The 25,524-nt window shown below is 73.2% G+C and carries 18 protein-coding genes; 12 read left to right on the top strand and 6 right to left on the bottom strand.

Going from position 1 to position 25,524, the window contains the following annotated elements; all coding sequences use genetic code 11:
• Positions 1-192: 192 nt before the first annotated feature.
• From ML5_RS22965 to ML5_RS22940, 6 genes are read left to right on the top strand one after another with little or no spacing between them, the layout of a single operon-like run.
• On the top strand, positions 193-573 hold the full coding sequence (locus tag ML5_RS22965; RefSeq protein WP_013286951.1) for a cupin domain-containing protein: 381 nt from the start codon (positions 193-195) through the stop codon (positions 571-573).
• On the top strand, positions 566-1,933 hold the full coding sequence (locus ML5_RS22960) for a class I tRNA ligase family protein (RefSeq protein WP_013476366.1): 1,368 nt from the start codon (positions 566-568) through the stop codon (positions 1,931-1,933). The genes ML5_RS22965 and ML5_RS22960 overlap by 8 nt, the downstream gene beginning before the upstream one ends.
• Positions 1,926-2,969, top strand: a complete 1,044-nt coding sequence (locus ML5_RS22955) for an FAD-binding oxidoreductase (RefSeq protein WP_013476365.1) — start codon at positions 1,926-1,928, stop codon at positions 2,967-2,969. The genes ML5_RS22960 and ML5_RS22955 overlap by 8 nt, the downstream gene beginning before the upstream one ends.
• The gene (locus tag ML5_RS22950) at positions 2,969-4,228 is read left to right on the top strand and encodes a lysine N(6)-hydroxylase/L-ornithine N(5)-oxygenase family protein (protein ID WP_013476364.1); all 1,260 of its coding nucleotides are present in this window, start codon (positions 2,969-2,971) and stop codon (positions 4,226-4,228) included. The genes ML5_RS22955 and ML5_RS22950 overlap by 1 nt, the downstream gene beginning before the upstream one ends.
• Positions 4,219-4,608, top strand: a complete 390-nt coding sequence (locus tag ML5_RS22945; protein ID WP_013476363.1) for a hypothetical protein — start codon at positions 4,219-4,221, stop codon at positions 4,606-4,608. The genes ML5_RS22950 and ML5_RS22945 overlap by 10 nt, the downstream gene beginning before the upstream one ends.
• Positions 4,601-5,302, top strand: a complete 702-nt coding sequence (locus ML5_RS22940; protein ID WP_013476362.1) for a LysE family translocator — start codon at positions 4,601-4,603, stop codon at positions 5,300-5,302. Before ML5_RS22945 ends, ML5_RS22940 begins: the two co-directional genes overlap by 8 nt.
• A gap of 59 nt (positions 5,303-5,361) precedes the next feature.
• Here the strand turns inward: ML5_RS22940 and ML5_RS22935 are convergent, their stop codons facing one another.
• Genes ML5_RS22935 through ML5_RS22925 form a run of 3 tightly spaced genes read right to left on the bottom strand, consistent with a single transcriptional unit; the run spans position 5,362 to position 10,428 of the window.
• Complete coding sequence (locus ML5_RS22935; protein WP_013476361.1) at positions 5,362-6,885, bottom strand: methyltransferase; 1,524 nt, start codon at positions 6,883-6,885, stop codon at positions 5,362-5,364.
• 34 nt (positions 6,886-6,919) lie between these two features.
• Positions 6,920-8,710: an ABC transporter ATP-binding protein gene (locus ML5_RS22930; RefSeq protein WP_013476360.1), complete on the bottom strand. Its 1,791-nt coding sequence runs from the start codon at positions 8,708-8,710 to the stop codon at positions 6,920-6,922.
• Positions 8,707-10,428 (bottom strand): ABC transporter ATP-binding protein, encoded by a 1,722-nt coding sequence (locus tag ML5_RS22925; protein WP_013476359.1) that lies wholly within the window; start codon positions 10,426-10,428, stop codon positions 8,707-8,709. The genes ML5_RS22930 and ML5_RS22925 overlap by 4 nt, the downstream gene beginning before the upstream one ends.
• A 170-nt stretch (positions 10,429-10,598) precedes the next feature.
• Between ML5_RS22925 and ML5_RS22920 the strand changes: the two genes are divergently transcribed.
• The 3 genes from ML5_RS22920 to ML5_RS33315 all read left to right on the top strand — a co-directional run bounded on the left by ML5_RS22920 (position 10,599) and on the right by ML5_RS33315 (position 15,153).
• Positions 10,599-12,590 carry an acyl-CoA dehydrogenase gene (locus ML5_RS22920; RefSeq protein ID WP_013476358.1) on the top strand — a complete coding sequence of 664 codons (1,992 nt, stop codon included), beginning with the start codon at positions 10,599-10,601 and terminating at the stop codon, positions 12,588-12,590.
• A gap of 219 nt (positions 12,591-12,809) precedes the next feature.
• On the top strand, positions 12,810-14,060 hold the full coding sequence (locus ML5_RS22915; RefSeq protein ID WP_013476357.1) for a cellulose-binding domain-containing protein: 1,251 nt from the start codon (positions 12,810-12,812) through the stop codon (positions 14,058-14,060).
• Positions 14,061-14,073: 13 nt separating this feature from the next.
• Positions 14,074-15,153: a cellulose-binding domain-containing protein gene (locus ML5_RS33315; RefSeq protein WP_013476356.1), complete on the top strand. Its 1,080-nt coding sequence runs from the start codon at positions 14,074-14,076 to the stop codon at positions 15,151-15,153.
• On the opposite strand, the gene ML5_RS22905 is transcribed toward ML5_RS33315, so the two are convergent.
• On the bottom strand, positions 15,095-16,195 hold the full coding sequence (locus ML5_RS22905; protein WP_013476355.1) for a LacI family DNA-binding transcriptional regulator: 1,101 nt from the start codon (positions 16,193-16,195) through the stop codon (positions 15,095-15,097). The genes ML5_RS33315 and ML5_RS22905 overlap by 59 nt on opposite strands.
• A gap of 505 nt (positions 16,196-16,700) precedes the next feature.
• Between ML5_RS22905 and ML5_RS22900 the strand changes: the two genes are divergently transcribed.
• From ML5_RS22900 to ML5_RS22890, 3 genes are all read left to right on the top strand, one after another.
• Positions 16,701-20,030: a discoidin domain-containing protein gene (locus ML5_RS22900; protein ID WP_013476354.1), complete on the top strand. Its 3,330-nt coding sequence runs from the start codon at positions 16,701-16,703 to the stop codon at positions 20,028-20,030.
• A gap of 72 nt (positions 20,031-20,102) precedes the next feature.
• On the top strand, positions 20,103-21,626 hold the full coding sequence (locus tag ML5_RS22895) for a family 43 glycosylhydrolase (protein ID WP_013476353.1): 1,524 nt from the start codon (positions 20,103-20,105) through the stop codon (positions 21,624-21,626).
• A gap of 16 nt (positions 21,627-21,642) precedes the next feature.
• A complete protein-coding gene (locus ML5_RS22890; protein WP_013286966.1) occupies positions 21,643-22,683 on the top strand; it encodes a LacI family DNA-binding transcriptional regulator in 1,041 nt (346 codons plus the stop codon).
• A gap of 1 nt (position 22,684) precedes the next feature.
• Here the strand turns inward: ML5_RS22890 and ML5_RS22885 are convergent, their stop codons facing one another.
• Together ML5_RS22885 and ML5_RS22880 are read right to left on the bottom strand one after the other, a co-directional pair.
• Positions 22,685-24,607 carry a glycoside hydrolase family 127 protein gene (locus tag ML5_RS22885; RefSeq protein ID WP_236619274.1) on the bottom strand — a complete coding sequence of 641 codons (1,923 nt, stop codon included), beginning with the start codon at positions 24,605-24,607 and terminating at the stop codon, positions 22,685-22,687.
• The gene (locus ML5_RS22880) at positions 24,604-25,521 is read right to left on the bottom strand and encodes a carbohydrate ABC transporter permease (RefSeq protein WP_013476351.1); all 918 of its coding nucleotides are present in this window, start codon (positions 25,519-25,521) and stop codon (positions 24,604-24,606) included. The genes ML5_RS22885 and ML5_RS22880 overlap by 4 nt, the downstream gene beginning before the upstream one ends.
• Between the last annotated feature and the right edge of the window lie 3 nt (positions 25,522-25,524).

The following is a 25,524-nucleotide window of genomic DNA, read 5'->3' as shown; positions in this document are numbered from 1 at the left end:
CTGTTGGCCAGACGAGGTTAAGTCCACAGTGGGTCCGACGCTATCGACCGGAGTCGAATCGACGGTCGACGAGACGGGCCCTTCCCGGCATCGGTGCAGCGTCGCAGAAGCAGCACTTCCGGTCACTCTCCGCAAACCTCAGACCCGTCCGGCGCGGGCCCGGCGGGCAGCGCGCCGACCAGGAGGACGAACATGCGAAGGTACGTCAGCGACACCGCCGAACTCACCGACGAGTACGGCATCCGGATCGGCCGCTGGACGCAGTACCGCGATCTCGGCCCGTTGCCGTTCGACGCCATGTGGTGCGTGATCCCGCCCGGTGGCAGCAGCAGCGAGGACGTCCACCCCGAGGTCGAGTTCGCCGTGGTGACCCGCGGCACGGCCATCTACGAGGCGGGCGGCGAGAAGGTCGAGGTGCCGACCGGTGGCGTGATCCTGCTCGAACCCGAGCAGAGCCACGTCATCCACAACCCCTCGCCGGAGCAGCCGCTCACCATCCTCAGCATCTACTGGATGCCCCGGCCCGACGACGCGGCGCAGGCCGGCGCGGACGACGGAGCCGGCCGTGACTGACGGGGCGGCCACGTCCTCCGGCGTGGTGCTGGTGGTGACGCCGCCACCGACGCCGAACGGGCCGCTGCACCTCGGGCACCTCAGCGGCCCGTACGTCGCCGGGGACGTCGCGGCCCGCGCGCTGCGTGCCGCCGGCCGGCGGGTGGTGACCCAGTGCGGGCTGGACGCGCACCAGAACTACGTGCCCGCCCGGGCGGAGGCGCTGGGCGAGACCCCGGCGGACACCGCCGCCCGGTACGGGTCGTCGATCCACGCCGCGCTGCGCGCCGCCCGCATCCGGTACGACGTCATGGCCGACCCGCTGGCCGACGAGGGCTACCGCCGGGCGGTCGCGAGCCTGCTCACCGAACTGCTGGAGGCGAAGGTGGTGGAGGTCGCCCCGGTGTCGCTGCGCGCGTGCGCGGCCTGCGGGCGGACCCTGCACCACGTCCGGGTCGCCGGGCGCTGCCCGGCCTGCGGCGCCGGCGCGAACGGCGGCACCTGCGAGGGCTGCGGCGGGTTCTGCACCGCCGCGAACCTGGCCGGCGCGCGGTCGACCTGCTGCGACGCCGCACCCGAGCCGGTCACCCGCACGGTCCCGGTGCTGCGGCTCGACGAGCACCGGGAGCGGCTCGCCGAGTTCTGGTCCCGTGCGGTGCTGCCGCCCCGGTTACGGCGCCTCGTCGCGTCGTACCTCGACGGCGGGCTGCCGGAGGTGCCGCTGGCGTACCCGACGGACTGGGGCATCGAGTGGGACGACGGCCTGCGCATCGACGTCTGGGCGGAGATGGCCCTGGCCAACCTGGTGCTGCCCGCCCGCCACCTGCGGCCGGACGCGGACACGCTGGCCGGGTACCTGGACGCGTGGCGGGACGTGGACGAGCAGTGGATCTTCCTCGGGGTCGACAACGCGTTCTACTACGCGCTGCTCATCCCGGCCCTGCACCTGGCCGCCGGGCTGCCCGACCGGCCGACCGGGCTGGTCGTCAACGAGTTCTACCGGCTCACCGGCGCCAAGTTCTCCACCAGCCGCGAGCACGCGATCTGGGCGCACGAGTTCCTGGCCACCGAGGACCCGGCTGTGGTACGGGCGTTCCTGAGCTGGGACCGGCCGGACAGCTACGAGTCGGACTTCCGCCCGGAGGCGTACGAGGCGTTCGCCGCCCGGTACGCCGCGACCCTGGCCGGCACCACCGCCGGCCTGGACGGCGTGCTGGCCGACACCGAACTGACGCGCGGCGAGCAGGCGCTGCGCCTGGAGCACTTCGACCCCGCCACCGCGGTACGGGCGGCGCTGGCCGCGTACCCCGGTGCGCCGGAGCGGACGGCCCGCCTGCTCGGCGTCGTCGGCGGCGCGGAACCGGCGGGTTCGGATGGGTGAGCCGCGCGTGCTCGTCGTCGGCGCGGGCATCAGCGGCGTCCTGCTCGCCCGGCGGCTGCGGGACGCGGGCGCCGACGCGGTCCTGATCGGCCCGCACGGCGGCGGCGCGGCCGGGCGGCCCGCCGACGCGACGGCCGCGTCCGGCGGACTGGTGCGTGCCTTCGAGCCCGACCCGGCCGCCCGGTCCCTCGCCGCCGCGAGCCTCGCCGAACTGCTGGCCGATCCGTCCCTCGCGACAGCGGCCGGGTGGCGGCGGACCGGCTCGCTCTACCTGCTCGACTCCGCGGCGGCGGCCGGCGTGGACGGCGCCGAGGTGCTGACCCGGGACGAGGTCGCCCACCGGTTCGGTTTCGCCGGGCTCCCGGACGGCACGGTGGGGATCTGGGAGGACCGGGCCGGCTACCTGGACCCGGACCGGCTGCGCCGGACCGTCCTGCGTGGCCTCGGCCGGACCGAGACCACACCGGTGGCCCGCCTCGACGACCGCGTGGTCGAGCTGCGCGACGGCCGCCGGCTCACCGGCGACCTCGTCGTCGTGGCCGCCGGGGCCTGGACCCCGCGTCTGCTGGGCGCCGCCGGGCTGCCGACCTCGCTGCGCACCAAGCACATCCAGTACGCCCACCACGTCACCGGCCGCGCCGAGCTGCCGTGCTTCGTGGACGAGACCAGCGGCCTCTACGGCCGGCCGGCCGGTCCGGGGCGGGTGCTGCTCGGGCTGCCCAGCGACAGGTGGGACGTCGACCCGCCCTCCCCCGAGCCGGACGCCGCACTGGCGGCACGGGTCCTGACCGTGGCGGCACGGAGGCTGCCCGGCCTGGACCCGCGACCGGCCGGCCCGCCGGTGAGCGCCACCGACTGCTACAGCGAACCCGCCGGGCTGGCCCTGCGCCACGTGGCCGGCGCGGTGCACACCTTCACCGGCGGCAGCGGCGGCGCCGCCAAGACCGTCCTGGCCGCCAGCCGGCTCGCCGCCACCGCCCTGCTGAACACCCGAACCGCGATCCCTGTCCCCCACGGCCAGACAGAGGCAGACTGATGACGCAGACCTTTCACACAGTGGGAATCGGCGCCGGGCCGGCGAACCTGAGCCTCGCGGCGATGTACGACACCCTCGCGCCGCACGACATTGCGCTGTTCGAGGCCCGCGACCGGCCGGGCTGGCACGACGGGATGCTGCACAGCGGCGTCCGCATGCAGACCGGCTGGGTCAAGGACCTGGTCTCGCTCTACGACCCGACCCACCCGCTGTCGTTCCTCAACTACCTGGTCACCACCGGCCGGGTGTACGCCCTGCTGGGCGCCGGGTTCGACACCATCCCCCGGATCGAGTACCAGCAGTACCTGGTGTGGGCGGCGGGCCGGCTGCCGCGCATCACGTACGGCACCCGCGTCGACCGGGTCGAGTTCGACGGCGCGCTGGTCAGCCGCAGCGGCGGTGCGGAGGTCGCCCGCTCCCGGCACCTGGTGCTCGGCAGCGGGACCGTCCCCTTCGTACCGGAGTTCCTGGACGCCCTCGACCCGCGCCACCTGTTCGTCGCCGACGAGCTGCACCAGCGCCTCACCACGGTGCCGGACGAGCCGGACCTGCCGTGGATCGTGATCGGCAGCGGCCAGACCAGCGCGGAGTGCGTCGCGGCGCTGCTCGCCCGCGGGTGCCGCGACATCAGGTGGATCGGGCGGCGGTCGTGGTTCGCCCCGCTGGAGGACTCGCCGTCGGCGAACGACCTGTACCGGCCCGCCTACCAGGAGGCGTTCCTCACCCTGTCCCGGGACGTGCGGGAACGGCTCGTCTCCGGTCAGATCCTGACCAGCGACGGCATCTCCCCGGGCACGTTGCGCGGCGTCTACCAGCACAACTACGAGGAGCGGCTGCGCACCGGCCGGTTCCCGGTGACGATCATGCCGAGCCGTACCGTGACCGGCGCCCGGCAGCTCGACGGGGAGGTCGAGCTGGAGTGCCTGACGGCCGGCAGCGGCGAGGAACGGCACCGGGCGGTGAACCTCGTCGTCGCGGCGGGACGCCGGCAGGCGCCGCTGCCCTTCGACCCGGAGCTGACCGCGCTGATCGACCTGGACGAGCGCGGTGAGCCGGTCATCGAGTCGGACTACTCGATCCGGTGGAAGCACGCCGACGACCACAAGATCTTCGTGCTGAACCGGGGGCGGTACGTCCAGGGGCTCGTCGACTCCAACCTGAGCATCCTGCCGATCCGCAGCGCGATGATCCTCAACTCGATCGCCGGCCGCACGGTCTGCCGGTTCCGCGACGACTACCTGAGCACCCGATGGGCGTGAGCGCGATGACATCGTTCGACTACGACGACCGGATCTTCGTCTCCGTCGACCACGCCGGTGACGCCGACCCGTTGCGGGGGCACTACCACCAGCGCGGCGATCTGGTCTGGGCGGAGATCTCCGGCGGCCCGGTACGGCACGGCCGGCTCGCCGGCACCTGCGACGCGCAGGGCGTGGTGCGTTTCGCGTACGTGGAGGTGCTCACCGACGGCAGCATCGTGGTCGGCGAGTGCGAGTCGCGGCCCGAGCGGCTGCCGGACGGCCGGATCCGGCTGCGCGAGCGGTGGCGCCGGCACGGGCCGCGCCGCGACAGCGGCGTCTCCGTGATCGAGGAGGCCGTCCCGGCCCGCGTCGAGGCGAGGGAGGAGCAGCGTGTCTGACATCCAGATCGTCAGCTTCGTCGCGGCGAGCCTGCTCATCATCATCGTGCCGGGCGTCGACTTCGCCCTGGTCACCCGGCAGACCGTGCGGTACGGGCGGCGGGCCGGGTTCGTGGTGCTGGCCGGGCTGTTCGCCGCCGCCCTGGTGCACGCCTCGCTCGCCACGGCCGGCCTGTCCGCCCTGCTGGTGTCCTCGCCGACGCTCTACACGGTGCTGCGGGTCGCCGGCGCGCTGTACCTGCTCTACCTGGGCGGCACCATCCTCTGGGCCACCCGGCCACGACGCGCGGCGGCCCCGGCCGCGCAGCCGGTCACAGTGGGCGCGGGCGGCCCCGGGCCGGACGTGGACACCGGCCCGGTCGCCGCGCCGGAGACGGTGGCCGCCGACGAGCCGCACGTGGCCCGGCGCTCGTTCGTCATGGGCGTCACCAGCCAGCTGCTGAACGTCAAGGTGGTCGTCTTCTACGTCTCGTTCGTGCCGCAGTTCGTCAAGCCCGGCGACGGCGCTGCGGCCCGTACGGCGGTGCTGGCCGCCACGTTCATCGGCCTCGCCGTGCTCTGGTGGGCCTGCTACATCCTGCTCATCGACCGGTTGCAGCCCTGGCTGACCCGGCCGTCGGTGCTGCTGGTGATCGAACGGCTGACCGGGCTGATCCTGATCGTCCTGGCGGTACGGATCGCGCTGAGCCACTGAAGCACGCCACGGCACCCGCCGGCCCGGCCGTCCAGCCGGTCCGGCGGGCGCTCGTGATGTCAGGCGTTGCGCGGGCGGTGGGCGACGGTGAGGACGTGGGTGGTCGGCCAGTCCAGCGGCCGGCCGTCCAGGTCGGTCAGGGACGCGACGGGCGCGATCCGGTTGTCGATCACCCAGTCGTTGCGGACCGGCGCCGACGCGGGGCCGATCTCGAAACCGGCCTCGGTGAGCAGCTCCGTCCAGTCGGCGAAGCTCAGGCCGCAGAACTGCTCCCTGGTCTCCGACAGCCAGTTGTCCGTGTAGTCCTTGCGGGTCAGGTAGTCCATCGCCGCGCCCAGGCCGAGACGTACCGCGCCGTCGGCCAGCGGCTCGTACGCGAAGCCGAACGCGAAGTCCACCGCGAACTGGTCCAGCCGGGCCCGCGTCGACAGTCCGGAGACGTACCGCCGGACCTCGGCCGAGGTCAGGTCGGCGAGATCCCGGCGCGGCGAGGCCGGGTTGTCCCCGTCGTCGCTGGTCAGCCGCAGGATCACCGGCCGGTCCGGCTCGTCCGGCCCGCACACGTCGCTGTTGAGCCAGACGCCGCCGGGCACCGTGTGGTCGTGGATGCGGCGGGCGAACTGGAGCAGCGACTCCCGCTGCCGCCCGTACGACCAGATCTCGTGGGTCAGCGCGAAGGTGAGCGTGGTGTCCACCGACCGGTCCTTGAACACCGCGCCGCCGAGGACGTTGCGGTGGAAGAAGTACACGTTGGCGTTGCGGAACACGCCCTGCGCCTTCTTGTGCAGGCACTCCTGGTAGAGGTGACGGGCCACCTCCACACCGATCAGGTCGCTCTCGCGCAGCGCGGCCTCCCGGTCGGCCAGCTCCAGGACGGCGCCCGCGCCGCAGCCGATGTCCACGATGCGTCCGGGCTGCACGTACCGGCGCACCGAGTCCCACTTGCGTTGGGCGGCCGAGGCGAACGCCTCCACGTAGGTGCGGTAGTCGCGGGTCACGGTGAGGCCGCCCTCGTCGCCGACGAGCGGGTCGTTCACCACCGACCGGATCGCCTCGACCAGGCGGTAGCGCTCGAACACGTCGATCGTCGCCGGGTGGGTGAGCGTCCGCCAGCTCTCGTCGCCGGCGGCCAGGCGCAGCAGCACGTCCCACGGCCGTTCCGGCGTCCCGGGCAGGTCCGGATCGGCCTCGACCAGCGCGATCCCGAAGCCGAGCCGCTCGTACAGCTTGGCGACCTCCGGGGTGGAGCAGGCCACCACCGTGTCGGCGGGCGTGAGTTCGAGCCCGGTGGCCACCGCGATGCTCTTGAGCGTGACCTCGGCGAACGCGTCGGTGTACGCGGTGTCGAAGATCGGCACGGCCAGCGAGCGCAGCCCGCTGAGCACGCTGAACCGCTCGATCGCGGCCTCCCGCCTGTGGTACGCGACGGGGTTGCGCCTGGTGTTCTCGTGGTTGGCCGACGTCACCGCCCAGACCACTGTGGCCTCGTCGCCGGCGAGCCGGCGCAGGTAGTCGGCCTGGAACCGGGTCAGCAGGTGGTGCCGCCCCGGGAACAGCACGAAGCGGGTCGGCAGGTCGGTCATGGTCACCTCGCCTGGGCGGTGCAGCGGTCGGTGATCATACCGGGACGCGCCAGGAACGCCAGAGATGGCCGTACCGGCCGTCGGCGGCCAGCAGCTCCTCGTGCGTGCCCTGCTCCACGACCCGGCCGTGGTCGAGCACGACGATCCGGTCCGCGCCGACCGCCTGGCTGAGCCGGTGCGCCACGATCAGCGTGGTCCGCCCCTGGGTGGCCGCGAGGGCCGCCCGGTCCAGGTCGCGGGCTCCGGCGCTGCCGGCCTCGGCTGTCGCCTCGTCCAGCACGGCGACGGCCGGCGCGGTGAGCACCAGCCGGGCCAGGGCCACCTGCTGGGCCTGGGCGGCGGTGAGCCGGTGGCCGCCCTCGCCCACCGGCGTCGCCAGCCCGTCCGGCAGGGCACGCAGCCAGGTGGTGGCGCCGACCCGTTCCAGCGCGTCGAGCAGCTCGGCGTCGGTCGCGTCCGGTGCGGCCAGGCGCAGGTCCTCGGCGAGCGGCCCGGCGAAGACGTGCACCTCCTGGCTGACCAGTGCGACGTCGCGCCGGGACGTGGCCTCGCCCGTCCCGGTCAGCGGCGCGCCGTCGAGGCGTACCGATCCGTCGGTGGGCGCGATGATCCCGGCGGCGATGCCGGCGAGCGTGCTCTTGCCGGCGCCGCTGGCGCCGACCAGCGCGACCCGCTCCCCCGGTGCCAGGCGCAGTTCGACGTCGGCGAGCACCAGCGGCCCGTCGTCGTAGTGGTGCCGGCGCACCGTGACGTCCAGCGCGGCCGGGCCGCGCGGGTGGCCCGGCGCTGTGGTCGGGGCGGTTGTGGCGGGCGGTGCGGTGTCGGGCAGGTCTGCCACGCCGACCAGCCGGGCGAGGCTCGCGCCGGCCTGCAGCACCGAGTCGGACTCCAGCAGCAGCAGGCCGATCGGGTTGAACAGGCGGTGGAAGTAGAGCGCGGCGGTGGTCGCCGCGCCGACGGTTACCAGGTCGTCGCGGACCAGGAAGAACCCGGCCACGAGCACAGCGGCCAGGCCGAGGAACTCCGACCTGTTGATCCGCAGCCCGAAGCGGGTGTGCAGGTTGAAGATCTCCAGCGACAGGTCGCGCGCCACGCCGGACCGCTCGGCGATGGCCGCCACGTGCGCGTCCTCGGTCCGGTACGCGCGCACCGTCGCCGCGCCGCGCAGCGCGCCGGCCATCGCCTGCGTCCGCTCGCCGGTGGCGACCCGCTCGCGGGCGTAGTAGGGCGCGGAGCGCCGCAGGTACCAGCGCAGCGCCAGCGCGTACGCGGGCGCGGCGACCAGCCCGGCGAGGCCGAGCCGCCAGTCCAGCGCGACCAGCCCGAACACGGTGAGCACCACCGACAGCAGCGCGCCGACGAACGCCGGGCCGCTCACCGCGATCACGTTCGTCACCACCGCCACGTCGTCGCCGACGCGGGCCAGCAGGTCGCCGGTGCCGACCCGCTCCAGCGTCGCGGACGGCAGGTGCAACGCGCGGTCGAGGACGCGCTCGCGCAGCCGGGCCAGCACCGTCTCGCCGAGCCGGGACGCGAGCGCGGCGCCGAGCGCCGTGAGCAGGCCGGTGAACACGGCGGCGCCGGCGATCACCGCCACCCGGCCGGCGATCCGGGAGACCGGGGCGTCGGCGATGACGTCGTCGACCAGGCGGCCGAGTACCCAGGGCGCGACCAGGCCACCCGCGGCGGCGACGACGAGCACGGTCGCCGCGGCGGCGCTGAGGCTGGGCCGGGCGCGGAACTGGGCGCCGAGCGTCGTCCAGGTCTGCCGGGCGGACGCGACAGGCAGCAACGTCCGGCCGGGGGTACGCGGGTCAGCGGTCACCGCAGTGTCTCCTCGCGGTAGCGGGCGTCGGAGGCCAGCAGGTGCTCGTGCGGTCCCTCGGCGGCCACCCGGCCGTCGGCGATCACCACCACCCGGTCGGTGATCCGCAGCAGGGCCGGGCTGCTGGTGATCAGCAGGGTGCCCCGGGGCCCCACCCGGCGCGTTTCGGCCAGTCCGTCGGCGAGCTGCGCCTCGGTGGCGGCGTCGACAGCGGTGGTGGGATCGTGCAGCACCAGCACGGGCGGGTCGGCGTGCAGCGCCCGGGCCAGCCCGAGCCGCTGGCGCTGGCCGCCGGAGAGGTTCGCGCCCCGCTCGACGAGCCGGTGGTCGAGGCCGCCGGGGTGTGCGTCCACGACGTCCTGGGCCGCGGCCGCCCGGACGGCGGCGTGCAGCCGCGCCTGGTCGGCCGGGGCGCCGGCGGCGAGGTTGGCCGCCACCGTGCCCTCGAAGAGCGTCACGTCGTGCGGCTCGACGAGCACGGTGCCGCGCAGCGCGTCGACGTGCAGGTCGTCGGCGGGCACGCCGTCGACACGCACGGTGCCCCGGCACGCGTCCGGCGACACCCGCCCGGACAGCAGCGCCACCAGCGCTTCGGCGTCGGCCGGGTCGTACGCGAGCACGCCCACCACCTCGCCGGGGCCGACGCGCAGGTTCACCCCGTCCAGTCCGGCGTGCCCGACGTCGTCGAGGGCCAGCCGCGGCCCGTCCGGGTGGGCCGGCGCCGACGCGTCGCCGGGCCGGGTCAGCGGCTCGGCGCCGAGCACGCGCGCCACCCGGGCGGCGGAGGCGCGGGCCATCGCGAACAGTTGCACGCACCAGCCCATGGTCTGCACCGGCTCGGCCACGAACTGCGCGAGTCCGACCACTGTGACCAGCTCGCCGATGGTGAGCCGGCCGCGCAGGGCGAGCCAGCCGGCCACTCCGGCGACCGCCGCAAGGAACAGGCCGTTGGCGGCGGTGGTGAGCCCGAGGTGCAGTCCCTTGGTGTTGGCGGCGCGCAGCGTCACCGCGAGCGCGTTGCGGCTGGCGGCGGCGTACCGGCCGGCGGCGTGGTGCTGGGCGCCGATGCCGCGCAGCACGCGCAGGCCGGAGACGAGGTCCACGGCGAGCGCCGTGGTCTCCGCGAGGGCCTCCTGCTGGGAGGTGCTTCGCCGGGACAGCAGCGGCGCCATCCGTTGCAGCACGAGGACCAGCACCGGTACGCCGACGAGCACGCCGAGCCCGAGGGGGATGTCGATGACCAGCAGCGCGGTCGCCGCGACGGTCAGCGCGGTCACCGCGGCGACACCGAATCCGGCGACCCGCACCACGAGCGCGGAGAGTTCGGCGTCGGAGGCGGCGACCGAGAGCAGTTCGCCGTCGCGCAGGCCGGAACGGTGTCCGCGCGGGTCGAGCGCGCGCTCGGCGATCTCCACCCGCAGCAGGTGCGCCTCCCGCTCCACCGCCGCGAACGCCTGGCGGGCGCCGTTGCGGTAGGCGAACGCGAGCACGGCGAACAGGGCCGCGAGGCCGGCGACCGAGTACGCGAGCGCCCACGGGTCGCCGGTCACCACGGCGCGGTCGATGATGACGCCGATCGCCACCGGCACGAGCGCCTCGGCGACCTGGTGCAGGCCGAGCAGCGTGACGCCGATCAGCACCGGCCGTCGCTGGCGGCGCAACGCCTGACGCAGCACGTACCGGGCCGTGACGGCGCCGCCGGCGGGATGCGGGGACACGAGGGGTTGCCTCCAGTGCTCGAAGTGAGGACAGCCTAACCTCAGCCTCCGGGGTGGCCGAGGCGGGTGGCACGGCTCACCACGGCCTCCGCCAGCGGGGCACGGTGACCGCCGGTAATGTTGATCAGGCCGAGAGTGCACCCATATGTCCGCTGCCCCGAGGAGCGACCATGCTCGATCACGCGTCCGGCCGAATCGACATCGCCCGCCTTCAGGAGACGCTCGACGGACCGTGGGCCGAGGTTCGCCAGGCCCACCGCAAACACCTCGACGAACGCTTCCTCCCGGTCTACGGCGAGACCGGCGACCAGGCGCGCGAGCGGATCACGCGGCTGCTCGGCGAACTCCCGGTCGAGCTGGGCATCGCCGCTGGCTTCCCGGCCGAGTACGGCGGCCGGTCCGACGTGGGCGCCTCGATCGTCGCCACCGAGATGCTGGCGCAGGTCGACCTGTCACTCATGGTGAAGGCCGGCGTGCAGTGGGGCCTGTTCGGCGGCGCGGTCGCGGCGCTCGGCACGAAGCGGCACCACGACGCCTACCTGCGGGACATCGTCGAGGGCCGGATCTTCGGCTGCTTCGCGATGACCGAGACCGGCCACGGCTCGGACGTGCAGCAGCTGCGCACCACCTGCGTGTACGACCCGCAGACGCAGACCTTCGACCTGCACACGCCGCACGAGGCGGCACGCAAGGACTACATCGGCAACGCGGCCCGGGACGGGCGGATGGCTGTGGTCTTCGCCCAGCTGATCAGCGGTGGGCGCCGGCACGGGGTGCACGCGTGGCTGGTGCCGATCCGCGACGAGCACGGCAACCCGATGCCCGGCGTGACCATCGGCGACGCCGGGCCCAAGGCCGGCCTGCTCGGCGTCGACAACGGGCGGCTCAGCTTCGACCACGTGCGGGTGCCGCGGGACATGCTGCTGGACCGGTACGCGCAGGTGGCCGAGGACGGGACGTACTCCAGCGCGATCGAGAACGACTCCCGCCGGTTCTTCACCATGCTCGGCACGCTGGTGCGGGGCCGGGTCAGCGTGGGCGGCGCCGCATCGGCGGCCACCAAGGCGGCGCTGGCGATCGCGGTGCGCTACGGCGACATCCGCCGTCAGTTCAGTGACGCCGAGGGTGACCGCGAGGTGCTGCTCAACGACTACCTGGCCCACCAGCGCAAGCTGCTGCCCGCGCTGGCCACCACGTACGCGCTGCACTTCGCCCAGACCGAGCTGGTCGCCGCGCTCGACGAGATCCAGGGCGGCGACGGGCCGATCGACGAGCACCGGCAGCGGGAGCTGGAGTCCCGTGCCGCCGGGCTCAAGGCGGCGCAGACCTGGCACGCCACACGCACCATCCAGGCGTGCCGGGAGGCGTGCGGCGGCGCCGGCTACCTGTCCGAGAACCGGCTGCCCAGCCTCAAGGCCGACACCGACGTGTTCACCACGTTCGAGGGCGACAACACGGTCCTGCTCCAGCTGGTCGCCAAGGGGCTGCTGACCGGCTACCGGGACGAGTTCGGCTCGCTGGACGGCTGGGGGCGCGCCTCGTTCGTCGCCGAGCAGGTACGCGAGATGGTGCTGGAACGCACCGCCGCGCGGGCGCTCATCGCGCGGCTGGTCGGCGCCGTGCCGGGCCGGGACGACGAGGTCGCCGTCACCGACCGGGGCTGGCAGCTCAAGGTGTTCGAGGACCGCGAGGAGCACCTGCTCGACAGCGCGGTCCGCCGCCTGCGCGGTGGCGCCTCCACCAAGAAGGACCGTCCGTTCGACATCTTCAACGACGTGCAGGACCACGTCCTCGCCGTCGCCGCCGCGCACGTCGACCGGGTGACCCTGGAGGCGTTCGTCGCCGGTATCGACGCGACAACCGACCCGGCGGTCAAGGAGCTGCTGTCCCGGGTCTGCGACCTGTACGCGCTGAGCGTCATCGAGGCGAACAAGGGCTGGCTGCTGGAGCACGGCCGGCTCACCCCGGCACGGTCCAAGGCGATCACCGGCGTGGTGAACGGGCTGCTCAAGGAGCTGCGCCCGTACATGCGCACGCTCGTGGACGGTTTCGCCATCCCGGATGCGTGGCTGCACGCCGCGATCCTGCGGGAGGAGCCCGCACGGCAGGAGACGATGGCCGCCCACGACGCTGCCACCGACCCGCGGTCCGCGCCGGCCTGACCGCCCCGCGGCGCTGATCCGCCGTGCCGCCGGATGTGCCCCTGCCGGGGCCGTCCGGCGGTTGCGCGCTGTCCGCCTGCCACGTGGGCCGGTCCTTGACGAAAACCTTTTCGGGCTCCATGGTGGTCGAGAAAGCAATAGATGCTAATCGATTTCACCTAGGACGGCGCGACGGCTGTTCCCGGGCCGCCGCCCCGACCGAGAGGAGAGGAGAGGTCCGTGACATCAGCGAGAGGTGGCGCGCGGCTGGCGGTCGTCCTGGCCGCCACCCTGACCACTGTGGCCGGCGCGGCGCTCGTGGTCACCGGGGCGCAGGCGGCGGCGCCCGGATGCCGGGTCGACTACCGGGTGACCAGCCAGTGGCCGGGCGGATTCGGCGCCGACGTGACGATCACCAACCTCGGCGACCCGGTCACCGGCTGGACGCTGGCCTGGTCGTACGCGGCCGGACAGACGGTGACGCAGGCGTGGAACGCGAGCGTCAGCCAGAGCGGCACCCGGGTCACCGCGACGAACGCCTCCTACAACGGCTCCCTGGGCACCGGCGCCGCGGCCTCGTTCGGCTTCAACGGCGCGTTCACCGGCACCAACCCGGCGCCCACGTCGTTCACCCTGAACGGAACGGCCTGCACCGGGGCGCCGACCACACCCGCTCCCACGACGCCCGCGCCGACCACACCGGCGCCCACCCCCACCTCCGGCCCCACCACGCCGCCCCCCGGCTCCGGCTGGAACCCGCCGTCGAACCTGGCCGGACCGCTCAACCAGGTCTGGCAGCACGTGGAGCAGACCTACAACAACGGCAACCTGTACGGCTTCCGCAACTACGGCTGGGACCAGTTGTTCGCGAACCGGGGCTACATCAACTACTGCGTCCGATGGGACTCGTCGGCCACCGTGACGGCGGCGCAACGTGACCAGATCCAGGCCGCGCTGGCCCGCCAGTACAAGAAGTGGATGAACGTCCTGGCCGGCCACAACGGCTTCCCCTACACGGACGTACCGGTGAAGGTGGTCGGCTGGGCGGTGCGGGACCGCAACCAGTTGCAGTGGTCCGACAACTCGGTCGACATCTACGTCAACGACATCCGGGAGAACGCGCCGCAGTGCAGCGAGCCGTGCGGCCGGTTCTTCAACCAGAACGGCCAGTACCCGAACTGCCCGGGTGGCGCCGGCCGCCACTACGACCACTCGCTCTGGCTGACCGACGGGTTCGGCGGCGGCGCGGGCGGCGACTGGGGGCAACGGATCGGCCGGGAGTACTTCATGTCCAACCTCGGCAGCGACAACATCCACATCCTGCTGCACGAGATCGGGCACACCTACGGCCTCGACGACTTCTACGACTGGGACCCGCTGCCGGGCCAGGGCTTCGTCATGAAGGCCGGCAGCGCCGCCTCGATCACCGATTTCGACGCCTGGATGCTGCGCGACTGGTGGCGGCACCTCAAGAGCCGCTACGGCTACTGACGGGGGGTGCCCGATGCGTGCAAACCCGTTCCGTCTCGCGGCGGCGACGCTCGCCGTGATCCTGGCCGGCGCCGTCGTGGCGACCGGCGGCGCCGGCCACGCGGCCGCCGCGGGCTGCCGGATCGCGTACGCGGTCAGCTCCCAGTGGCCGGGCGGCTTCGGCGCGAACGTGCAGGTCACCAACCTGGGCGACCCGATCAGCGGCTGGACGCTGCGCTGGTCGTTCACGGCCGGGCAGACAGTCACCCAGGCATGGAACGCGACGGTGGCGCAGAGCGGCGCCGCTGTCACCGCGACGAACGTCAGCTACAACGGCGGCCTCGGCACCGGGGCGTCCGCGTCGTTCGGCTTCAACGGGTCCTGGAACGGCTCCGCCAACCCGGCCCCGAGCGCGTTCACCCTCAACGGCGTCGCCTGCACCGGCGGTACGCCGCCGACGTCGGTACCGCCGGCCCCGACCGCCACGCCGGCACCGACCGGGACCGCGCCGCCGCCCGGCGGCACACCGCCGCCGGGCACCGTGCGCGTCTACTGGCTCAAGCCCTCCGACGTCGCGTACGACCAGCGGTGGCCGGACGGCATCGCCGCCGTGATGCGCGAGGCCCAGCGGTACTACCGGCAGGAGCTGGGCCGGACGTTCACACTGAACAACCCGGTGGTGGAGGTGGTCGACGGCGACCACGTCAAGTCCTGGTACGAGAACACCCCGAACGGCTCCGACCGGTACTGGTGGTCGGTGTTCAACATGCAGCAGGAGCTGATGCGCAAGCTGAGCCTGCGCGCACCGGACAACCGCTGGATCAACGTGGGTGAGATCAGCGCCGAGGGTCCGGGCGCCGGGGGTGGCGGCGGTGGCGGCTGGGTGATCCTCTGCCAGCACGACGCCGACGGCGCGGCGGGCGTGAACGGCCCGATGAACCGCTGGTACGGCGGCATGGTGCACGAACTCGGCCACGCGCTCGGGTTGCCGGACTCGACGTCGACGGACGGCACCCCGATGTCGGCCTCGTTCTACGACTATCCGCACACGCACTTCAGCCAGGCACAGAAGAACCAGATCCTCGCCGGCCCGTACGGCGCCTTCCTGTCCTGACGCCCTCCGCCGGCCCGTCCCCGAGCGGGGGCGGGCCGGTGGAGTCCCGGACCACCAGGCGGCCGGGGTGCCGGATGACGCCGCGCGACGGGTTGCCGTCCAGCGCCGCGAACAGGTACTTGACCGCCGTGGCGCCGAGTTGTTCCAGGTTCAGGTCCACTGTGGTCAGCGGCGGACGGCAGTCGGTGGCGAAGACCTCCCAGTTGTCGTACCCGACCACCGCCACGTCCTGCGGCGTACGGCGGCCGAGGTCGCGCAGCGCCTCGACCACCCCGGTGGCGATCTGGTCGTTGCCGCAGAAGACGGCGTCCGTGTCCGGCGAGGCGTTGATCACCATGGCCGCCGCCTGCCGGCCCCAGCGCTGCGACCAGTCGCCGTAGCGGGGACCGCCGCCGACCAGCGGCAGACCCGCCTCGCGCAGCACCGCCTCCAGGCCGACCACCCGGTCGCGGGCGGCCCGGTAGGTCTGCGGGCCGGTGATGTGGGCGATGCGGCGGCGGCCCAGCGACACCAGGTGCTCGGCCGCGAGCCGACCGCCGCCCTCGTCGTCGGCGAGGACGGACAGGTCGTCCGGGTCGTCCGACTCGCCGTAGACGTAGACCGCCGGGACGGGCAGGTCGCGGCTCAGCGACGGCCGGATGTCGTTGGAGTCGCCGAGGATGACGAAACCGTCGACCTGACGTGACAGCAGCGTCCGGATGTGGTGCTGGCGGCGGATGACGTCGCCGCGGGCGTCGCACAGCAGCACGCACATCCGCTCGTTGCCCAGGGCGTTCTCCACTCCCCTGAGGACGGGGAAGGCGAACCGCTCGCCGAGCGTCTCGGTCAGCAGCCCGATGGTGTGGGAGCGTCCGGAGATGAGCCCCCGGGCCAGCCCGTTCGGCTGGAAGGAGAGCTGCTCGGCGGCCTGCTGCACCCGCCGGCGGGTGGCCGGTGCCACCTCCTCACGGGCGTTGAGCGCCTTGGACGCGGTGGCCACCGACACGCCGGCCAGCTTCGCCACATCCATCAGAGTCACCGACTGCGAACGTCGTCTACGCACCGAGATCCCCTTCGGGCCGGGGCTGGATCACCGAGGCAGCCACCGAGGCGTACCGACTATACCCGACCCCGCGGCCGATTTCTGAAAAGGATTTCGAGCACCGCGCCTGTGCCGGCCACCACCGGCGCGTACCGCCGGCCCGCCCGCCGACACCTCTCGCCCGAAAGCTTTTCGGACGATCGGCGCCCCGGCCGGCACCCCGTCGGCCGCACACCGAACGGCTCCCGGGCTGCGCAGAGGATTGACAGCCTCCGATGCGATGGTATGTTGCTGAAAAGGTTTTCGGCTCAGGTCGGCGGGGCAGCCGGCCGGCCGGGCGAGGCAGTCGCCGACGACCGGGCGTCGACGACCGGGGGCCGTTCCACCCGCCGCGCACGCGGGTCACGACGGCCGCCCGAAACCGGTACGAGGTGTCACCCCGACCGCCGCCCCGCCGCGGTACCGGCGGTCCGGCCTGTCGCGGTGCAGTTCTCATCCCGACAACGAAAGGTCTCGGTGAGCACCCATGAACACATGGGATCCTCCCGGAAGTCCACACCTCGATCGGGCCGGGCCGGAGGTGCGCACGTCGCCACCCCCGGCCGTCCGCCGGTTCCGGCGGGTCACCGGAGCGGCGCTCGCGCTGGTGGTCGTCGGCGCGCTCACCCCGGTGGCCGCGAGCCCCGCACAGGCCGCTCAGACCATCGGCTATCCCACCTTCGGCGGCCCGGCGGTCCCGCAGCCGCCGGTCGGGTACACCACCGGCAACATGATGCAGTCGATCTACGACGCGGAGAAGGCGGGCACCGACTTCTGGATCGACCGGCTGCTGTCGCGCTCCGGCGGCGGCGATCCGTCCGACGCCGACGGCGGGATCCTGATGACCCGCGGGCGGGCCCTGTTCATGAAACAGCACAACCCGGCGGTGATCGGCTTCGGCGGCCGGGTGGCGTACTGGGAGAGCATCAGCGACGCCGCCGCGTACTCGATCGCGCTGGGCCCGGGGACGTTCACCGAGCAGAGCAGCCAGCGCTGGCAGGCGCCCAGCCACTGGAGGAGCGTGTACGCCGGGGGCTCGGTGCAGGCCACAGTCACCAAGTTCATCACCGACAACAACGTCGCGGTCACCAACCTGTCGATCAGGAACAGCGGCGGCGCTCCTGTCACACTCACCCTGCGGGCCACCTCGCCGTACGCGTCGTCCGGCAGCGGCAACGAGCTGACCGGGTCGACCGGGGTGAAGAACGGCCTCACCACGCTCGCCACCAGGCTGGCCGGTGACGGCTTCACCGCGTCCGGCGGCGCGCTGACCCGGACGGTCACCGTCGCCGCCGGCGCCACGCTGCAGACAAAGGTGGTCATGGGGTTCACCGCCCGGGAGATCCCGCAGTCGTCGACCGACTACCTGAGCTACCGCGACGCCACCCCGGACGCCGCGTTCGCCACCCACGTCCGTGCCTACCACAGGTGGTGGGCCGAGAACGTCCCCTACATCGACGTGCCGGAACCGGCGATCAAGAAGAACATCTACTACCGCTGGTGGCTGATGCGCTTCAACCACCTCGACGCCGACATCCCCGGGCAGACCTTCCAGTTCCCGACGTCGGTGGAGGGCGCGCTGGGCTACAACAACGCCATCGCGTTGACCCAGCCGATGCACATCGACGACCTGAAGTACCTGCGCGACCCGAAGTACGCCTACGGCGACTGGCTCTCGGTCGGTCAGGTGTCCAAGGGCGGACGCTTCCTGGACAACCCCGGCGACCCGGAGAACTGGTCCAACAGCTACACCCAGTACATCGCCGAGGCGGCCTGGCGCAGCTACCAGCTCCACGGCGGCCAGCCCGGCATCGCGGCGAGCCTCGCCCGCTACGCCGAAGGCGACGTCAAGGGCCAGCTCGCCCACTACGACCGCGACGGCAACGGCATCATCGAGTACGACTGGGGCGCGCTGACCGGCAACGACGCCGACGCCGTCTCGTTCCACTGGCGCCCCGGCAACCTGGACCGGGCCGAGGGCGCGTACCAGTACAGCGGCGCGCTGGCCGCCGCGCAGGCGTACGAGGCGGTCGGCAACTCGGCCAAGGCCGCCGAGATGCGGGCCCTGGCCGCCCGGATCCGCAACGCGATCGTCACGGTGCTCTGGAACCCGGCCGACAACCTGCTGGAACACCGGCACGTGGCGACGAACGCCCACGTGCCGTGGAAGGAGATCAACAACTACTACCCGTACGCGGTCGGCCTGATGCCCGCCACCGATCAGTACAAGCAGGCGCTGCGCCTCCTCGCCGACCCGGCGGAGTACCCGATCTTCCCGTTCTACACCGCCAACCAGCGGGACAAGGCCGCCGCGGCGGCCGCCGGCTCGCCCGGCAGCAACAACTTCTCCACCATCAACTCCACAGTGCAGTTCCGGCTGCTCTCCTCGGTCCTGCGCACCTACCCCAACCAGTGGGTCGGCCCGGAGGACTACAAGAAGCTGCTCTACTGGAACGTCTGGGCCCAGTACGTCAACGGCGACACCCGCTGGCCCGACGCCAACGAGTTCTGGGCCGACTGGAACCCGGGCGGCAAGCGCATCGACTACCGCTCCTGGATCCACCACAACATCCTCGGCAGCAGCAACTGGACGGTCGTCGAGGACGTGGCCGGTCTGCGGCCGCGCAACGACAACCGGGTCGAGTTGTCGCCGATCGCCATCGGCTGGCCGAACTTCACAGTCAACAACATCCGCTACCGCAACAGCGACCTGACGATCGTCTGGGACGACCCGGGCGACGGGGTGACCCGGTACCCGGGCGTCCCCGAGGGGTACTCGATCTACGTCAACGGGAACCGGGCCGTCACCGTCGACAAGCTCGTGCCGCTGGTCTTCGACCCGTCCAGCGGATCGGTCAGCTTCCCCGGCGCCACCGCCGGTGTCACCTTCAGCACGCCGGTGCCCGGCATGCGGGCCCCCAACCAGGTGGTCCACAGTGACGCCGGCACGGTGGACCTGCTCGCCAAGGCGGGGGTGGACCTGAGCGCGAACCTGCCCGACCTCGCCGACGGCGCGAGAGTGACGGCCTCGACCACCGCGAGCGGCACCAGCGCCGGCGCCGCGATCGACGGCTACCCGACGAACGAGCCGTTCTGGGGCGCCGGCGGGTCCGCCGCCCAGGACTGGTACGAGATCGACTTCGGCTCGCCGAAGACCGTCGACGAGCTGCGCCTGTACGTCAAGGACAGCCGCCCGGCCGGCGCCACCTACCGGCCGCCGGCGTCGTACCAGGTCCAGTACCACGACGGCAGCGCCTGGGTGAACGTCGGCGCACAGGTCGGCACGCCGGCGGCACCCCAGGGCAACTACAACAACGTCCGCTTCGCCGCGGTTGCCGCCCAGCGGATCCGGGTGGTGCTGACGCACGCTGGCGGCGCGCGGTCCGGCCTGACCGAGGTGCAGGCCTACCACCGCGGCGGGTCCACGCCACCGGCCTCCACCTCGTACGAGGCGGAGGCGAGCGGCAACACCCTGACCGGGCAGGCCGCGGTGCGCTCCTCGACCGGCGCCTCCGGCGGCGCGCTCGTCGGCTACGTCGGCAACGGCACCGCGAACACGCTGCGGTTCACGAACGTCACGGCGAACGCCGCCGGACCGCGCACGGTCACCGTCTCCTACGCCTCGGCCGAGGCCAGGTCGACACAGATCAGCGTCAACGGAGGCGCCCCGGTCACTGTCGCCACCCCGGGCACCGGCGGCTGGGACACCGTCGGCACGGTCAGCGTCACGCTCCCGCTCGACGCGGGCACGAACACCCTCACCTTCGGCAACACCGCGGGCTGGGCGCCGGACCTCGACCGCATCCAGGTCAGCTGAGCCGCGGCGGTGGGAGGCCCCGCCACCCACCGCCGCGCGTCCGCCCCGTCACCACACCGAAAGGACCTCCCCATGGACCCGTCCCGGCACCCCCGCCGGCGTACCGGTGGGGCCGCCGTCGCGATCCTGCTGCTGGCCGCGCTCCTGCCCCTGCTCCCCGGCAGCCCCGCCCAGGCCGTCAGCGCCTTCGGCACCACAGTCGTCAACCAGGCGAACGGAAACTGTGTCGAGGTGCCCGGCGGCGCCGCCACGAACGCGCTGCAGCTCGTCCAGGCCGGCTGCGGCGCGGGCGCCCGGCAGACCTTCACCGTCACGCCGGTGGCCGGCACGACCGACCGCTACACGATCACCACACTCACCCCCGGCAGCTGTCTCGACATCTACGGCGCGTCCACCGCCGACAACGCCGCCGTCATCCAGTACACCTGCCACGGCGGCACCAACCAGCAGTTCCGCCTGGTGGCCAACGGCGCCGCCGGCACCGTGAACCTGGCCGCCGTCTCCAGCGGGAAGTGCATCGCTCCGGTCAACGACGGCGGCGCGGCCGGCACCGCGCTGGTCCAGTTGCCCTGCACCAGCGCCGCCAGCCGGACGTGGCGGCTCACCGGCTACCCGGGCGGCGGGCCGAACCCCGGCCCCAACACGTACGCCAACCCGATCAAGGTGAACGGACCCGACCCGTGGTTGAAGTACCACGACGGCTACTACTACCTGGCGACCACGACCTGGAACAACACCGTCACGATGCGGCGGTCCCGGACGCTGGACGGGCTGGCCGGCGCGGCCGACACCGTGCTGTTCACCCTCACCCGCCCCAACGGCGCGGGCACCATGTGGGCCCCCGAGTTCCACCTGCTCGACGGCCCGAACGGCAGGCGCTGGTACCTGTACTACGTCGCCGGCCGCCAGCCGTTCGACCTGGGCAGCCAGCGCATCCACGTGCTGGAGAGCGCCGGCACCGACCCGATGGGGCCGTACACGTTCAAGGCCGACCTGCTGGATCCCACCGCCGACAACACCTGGGAGCTGGACCCCAGCATCATGCAGCTCAACGGCAAGCTGTACCTGCTGGGCACGTACTACAACGGCGCACAGCCCAACTTCATCCGCGAGCTGAGCAACCCGTGGACCGCCGCCGGCACGCGGCGCCTGCTGTCCACCCCCACCTACGGCTGGGAGACGTCCGGGGGCGCCGTGAACGAGGGCGCCGAGGTCCTGCAACGCAACGGCCGGACGTTCATCATCTTCTCGGCCAGCCACTGCAGCACACCGGACTACAAGCTCGGGATGCTGACCTGGAACGGCGGCGATCCGCTCAACTCGTCGTCGTGGGTCAAGTCCCCGCAGCCGGTCTTCCAGCGCAGCGACGCCAACCGCGTCTTCGGCCCCGGCCACAACGGCTTCTTCACGTCGCCGGACGGCACCGAGGACTGGATCGTCTACCACGCGAACAGCTCGGCATCCGGCGGCTGCGACATGAACCGCAGCACCCGGGCGCAGAAGTTCACCTGGAACGCCGACGGCACACCGAACTTCGGCACTCCGGCAGCCACCGGGGTGCGGCTCCCCGCCCCCTCCGGCGAGCCGGCCGGCTGACACCTCGCCCGAGTCGATGAGGACGCCGGAGGACACACCCGTGCCGAGGCACTCGATCATGCGCGACGTCGCGCGGCTGGCGGGGGTGTCGAACCAGACGGTCTCCCGGGTGCTCAACGCGCACCCGCACGTCCGGGACGACACCCGCCGCCGGGTGCTGGCGGCGGTGCGGGCGCTGGACTACCGCCGCAACCCGGCGGCCCGCGCGCTGGTCACCCGCCGCTCCGGGACGCTCGGCATCATCGCGTACGAGAGCGCCCTGTACGGCCCGACCTCCATGCTGTACGCGATCGAGGGCGCGGCCCGGTCCGCCGGCTACTTCCTGAGCGTGGCGGGACTGCGCGACCTGGACCGCCGGTCGGTGCTGGACGCGGTGGACTGGCTGCGCGCGCAGTCGGTCGAGGGCATCATCGCGATCGCCCCGAAGCCGGTGGTGGCCGCCGCGCTGGCCCAGGTGTCCGACGGCCTGGCGGTCGTCGGCGTGGGCGGCGGGCACGACGAGGCGGTGCCGAACGTCCAGATCGACAACGCCGCGGGCGCCCGGCTGGCCACCCGGCACCTGCTCGACCTCGGACATGCCACGGTGCATCACGTGGCCGGCCCGGCCGACTGGCCGGAGGCGACCGAGCGGACCGACGGGTGGCGAGCCGGCCTGCACGCCACCGGCCGGCCGTCGCCGTACGCCGTGCCGGGTGCCTGGACCGCCCGGGCCGGCTACACGCAGGGCCGGCGACTGGCCCGGGATCCGTCGGTGACGGCGGTCTTCTGCGCCAGCGACCAGATCGCCCTGGGGGTGCTCCGCGCTCTGCACGAGGCGGGCCGGCGGGTGCCGGACGAGGTCAGCGTGGTGGGCTTCGACGACATGCCCGACGCGGGCTACTTCCTGCCCCCGCTGACCACCGTGCGGCAGGACTTCGCCGAACTCGGCCGGCGCAGCCTGGACCTGCTGCTGGCCCAGCTCGACGCGGGCGGGGACCGATCGGCGCCCGGACGCGTGCTCCTGACGCCCGAACTCGTCGTGCGGGACAGCACGGCGGCGCCCCCGGCGGCGCGCTGAGTCAGCCGGCCGGCAGCCAGACCCGCATGGTGGACGGCCCCCGCTTGGCCCAGGAGTGGTATGCCACGAGCGGGACCTCGACCGGTTCCGTCACCGCCTCGGCCGGCGGTACGGCCGTACCACGGTAGGGCCAGTCGTGGTCGGGCCAGTCGAGCCGCCGACAGCGCACCGACACCCGGTCGCCGGCGCTCCGGGGCGGCCGGGTCGTGTCGACGTGCAGCCCTTGCAGGTCCGCCCCCGGCGGCACGTCCACCGACTCGACCGCGAGCACCAGCGGCCCGCGTTCCACCGCCACGCATCCACGGACCGCGTCGATGCGGGGGTCCGGGTACGTGAACCGGGGCTGCACCGGCAGGCTCAGCACGACCTCGTCCCCGCTCCGCCACGTCCGGCGCTCGGTGACGTAGCCCGGATGCGCGGTGCGGGTCCGGCCGCCGACGGTCAGCGTCGCACCCCGCCCCGCCCAGTCCGGCACCCGCAACGACAGGGTCCAGGGCCGCTCGTCGTCGCTGTCGATCCGTACCCGGACCATGCCGTCCTCCGGATAGCCCGTGGTGACCGTCAGGTGCCGCTCGCCCCCGTCCGGGGTGCGGTGGGCGACGGTCGCCGGCACGTACTGGTGGATCTGGAGGCCCTCGTCGTCGGTGGTCGCCACGTACGCGCCGAGGCCGGCCAGGGTGCGCGCGACGTTCGTCGGGCAGCACGACACCTCGAACCAGGGCGCCCGCTGGGCCGCCTCGGCGCGGATGCTCGGCCGGTCGTCGTCGGGGCGGGCGCCGAGTTCCCGGCGGTGCAGCGTGTTGGTGTAGAAGAACGCCCGGCCGTCGGCCGCCGGGGACGCCGCGACCACGTTGAACAGGGTCCGCTCGATGAGATCGGCACAGCCGGGGTCGCCGGAGGCGAGCAGCAGCCGCCAGGCCAGCATCACCGAGCCCACCGCCGCGCACGTCTCGGAGTAGGCGCGGTCGGGCGGCAGCACCCAGTCGGCGCCGAACGCCTCGTCCTGGTGCCGGGAACCCTGCCCGCCGGTGAGGTAGGTCCGCCGGGCCACAGCGGTACGCCACTGGTGGCGTACCGCCTTCATCAGCCCCGGGTCGTCCCGCTCGACGGCGACGTCGACCGCCCCGCAGGCCAGGTAGTTCGCGCGGACCGCGTGTCCCCGCAGCACCGTCGCCTCGCGTACCGGCGTCTCGTCCTGGAAGTACTCGCGTCCCCACTCCACGTCCCCCAGCCGGCCGTGGCCGCGCCGGTCGAGGAAGAGCGCCGCCTGGGCCAGGTAGCGGTCGTCGCCGGTCGTGCGGGCGAACTCGACGAGCGCGGTCTCGATCTCCGGGTGCCCGCACAGCCCGTCGAGCCCGTCCGGCCCGAACGTGTCGCAGATGTTGTCGGCGACCCGCCGGGCGACCGCCACCAGTCCGTCGTCGGCGTGCGGACGGGTCCGGGCCCGGGCGACGGCCGCCTGGAGCAGGTGGCCGGCGCAGTAGAGCTCGTGCCCGTGCCCGAGGTCGGACCAGCGCGGTGGTTGCCCCCGGTGCCCGAACCGCGTGTTGAGGTAGCCGTCGCCGTCCTGCGCCCGCGCCACCCGGCTGACGACGCGGCCGAAGACCGACTCCAGCCGCGGGTCGCCGCTGCGCCCGATCTCCCACGCCATCGCCTCGAGGTACTTGTAGACCTCCGAGTCGGAGAACTCGCGCCCCCGGCGCCCGCCGGCCGGCCCGCCGGAGGCGACCAGGTCGAAGTTGCGGATCCAGCCCTCCCGCTCCAGCCAGTGCCCGATGTGCCCCAGGCTCGCGTCCGCGTTGACGGACTGCCGGTCCGCCCAGAATCCGCCGGTGATGCGTACCTCACCGAGCCCGAGCGGCCGGAACCGGCCGCGCGTCGGCAGGACGGGTGCGGCGGCGGGCACGCTACGAGCCATGGTCATCCCTTCACCGCGCCGGACATGAAGCCGCGCACGTAGTGTCGTTGGAGCAGCAGGAACAGCACGACGCACGGCAGGGCGAGCACGACGACACCCGCTTCGGTCGCGCCGTAGTCGACGACGCCCTGGGTCTGGCCGCGAAGGTTGGCCACCGCGAGCGGCAGGGTCATCCGCTCGGAGTCGTTGATGAGGATCAGCGGCGCCATGAAGTCGTTCCACGAGGCGAGGAACGCGAACAGTCCGACGGTGATCAGGCCGGGCTTGACGGCCGGGATGAGCACCCGGCGCAGCGCGCCGAACGACGAGCACCCGTCGACCATCGCCGCCTCGTCGAGTTCACGCGGCACCGCCTCGAAGGAGATCCGCATCAGGAACGTGGAGAACGGGAGCTGGAACATGGTGAGCACCAGGGCGACGCCGACGAGCGAGTTCTGCAACCCGACCCGGTTGAGCAGGACGTAGAGCGGGATGAGCAGGGTCGCGTACGGCACCATCAGGATGGCGAGGGTGAGCAGGAACAGCGCGTTGCGCCCGGGGAAGCGGAACCGTGCGAACGCGTAGCCGCCCAGGAGGGAGACGGACAGGGTGAGCACGACCGTCAGGAGCGACACCAGCGCCGAGTTGGCGAGATAGCGCCCCACGCCCGCCTGATATCCGGCCAGGGTCGCGTAGTTGCCGAACCCCCAGCCCTGCGTCTGGCCGGTCCCGGCTTGCGGGGACACCGACGCGACAGCCGTCCAGACCAGCGGGAAGAGGAAGATCAGCGCCATCCCTCCGGTGAACACCCAGTACGGCGTGCGCAGCGCCACGCCGGCGACGGTGAGACCGTCCGGCCTGCGCGCGGCGGCCGGCGCCGGGGCAGGACGCCGGGGCGTTCCGTCCACAGGGGTCCGGGCGGAACGGGAGTCGACGGCCATGGT

The organism is Micromonospora sp. L5, from assembly GCF_000177655.2.
Taxonomy (GTDB): domain Bacteria; phylum Actinomycetota; class Actinomycetes; order Mycobacteriales; family Micromonosporaceae; genus Micromonospora; species Micromonospora aurantiaca.
The sequence above is the reverse complement of the archived record's forward strand: the minus strand, read 5'-3'. Positions and strand labels throughout refer to the sequence as shown.

What these genes read in the sequence shown, in the direction of transcription:
- ML5_RS22965 (WP_013286951.1), top strand. Translation starts at nt 193, where the DNA reads ATGCGAAGGTACGTCAGCGACACCGCCGAACTCACCGACGAGTACGGC.
- ML5_RS22955 (WP_013476365.1), top strand. Translation starts at nt 1,926, where the DNA reads ATGGGTGAGCCGCGCGTGCTCGTCGTCGGCGCGGGCATCAGCGGCGTC.
- ML5_RS22950 (WP_013476364.1), top strand. Translation starts at nt 2,969, where the DNA reads ATGACGCAGACCTTTCACACAGTGGGAATCGGCGCCGGGCCGGCGAAC.
- ML5_RS22945 (WP_013476363.1), top strand. Translation starts at nt 4,219, where the DNA reads ATGGGCGTGAGCGCGATGACATCGTTCGACTACGACGACCGGATCTTC.
- ML5_RS22935 (WP_013476361.1), bottom strand. Translation starts at nt 6,885, where the DNA reads ATGACCGACCTGCCGACCCGCTTCGTGCTGTTCCCGGGGCGGCACCAC.
- ML5_RS22920 (WP_013476358.1), top strand. Translation starts at nt 10,599, where the DNA reads ATGCTCGATCACGCGTCCGGCCGAATCGACATCGCCCGCCTTCAGGAG.
- ML5_RS33315 (WP_013476356.1), top strand. Translation starts at nt 14,074, where the DNA reads ATGCGTGCAAACCCGTTCCGTCTCGCGGCGGCGACGCTCGCCGTGATC.
- ML5_RS22900 (WP_013476354.1), top strand. Translation starts at nt 16,701, where the DNA reads ATGAACACATGGGATCCTCCCGGAAGTCCACACCTCGATCGGGCCGGG.
- ML5_RS22895 (WP_013476353.1), top strand. Translation starts at nt 20,103, where the DNA reads ATGGACCCGTCCCGGCACCCCCGCCGGCGTACCGGTGGGGCCGCCGTC.
- ML5_RS22890 (WP_013286966.1), top strand. Translation starts at nt 21,643, where the DNA reads ATGAGGACGCCGGAGGACACACCCGTGCCGAGGCACTCGATCATGCGC.
- ML5_RS22885 (WP_236619274.1), bottom strand. Translation starts at nt 24,607, where the DNA reads ATGACCATGGCTCGTAGCGTGCCCGCCGCCGCACCCGTCCTGCCGACG.
- ML5_RS22880 (WP_013476351.1), bottom strand. Translation starts at nt 25,521, where the DNA reads ATGGCCGTCGACTCCCGTTCCGCCCGGACCCCTGTGGACGGAACGCCC.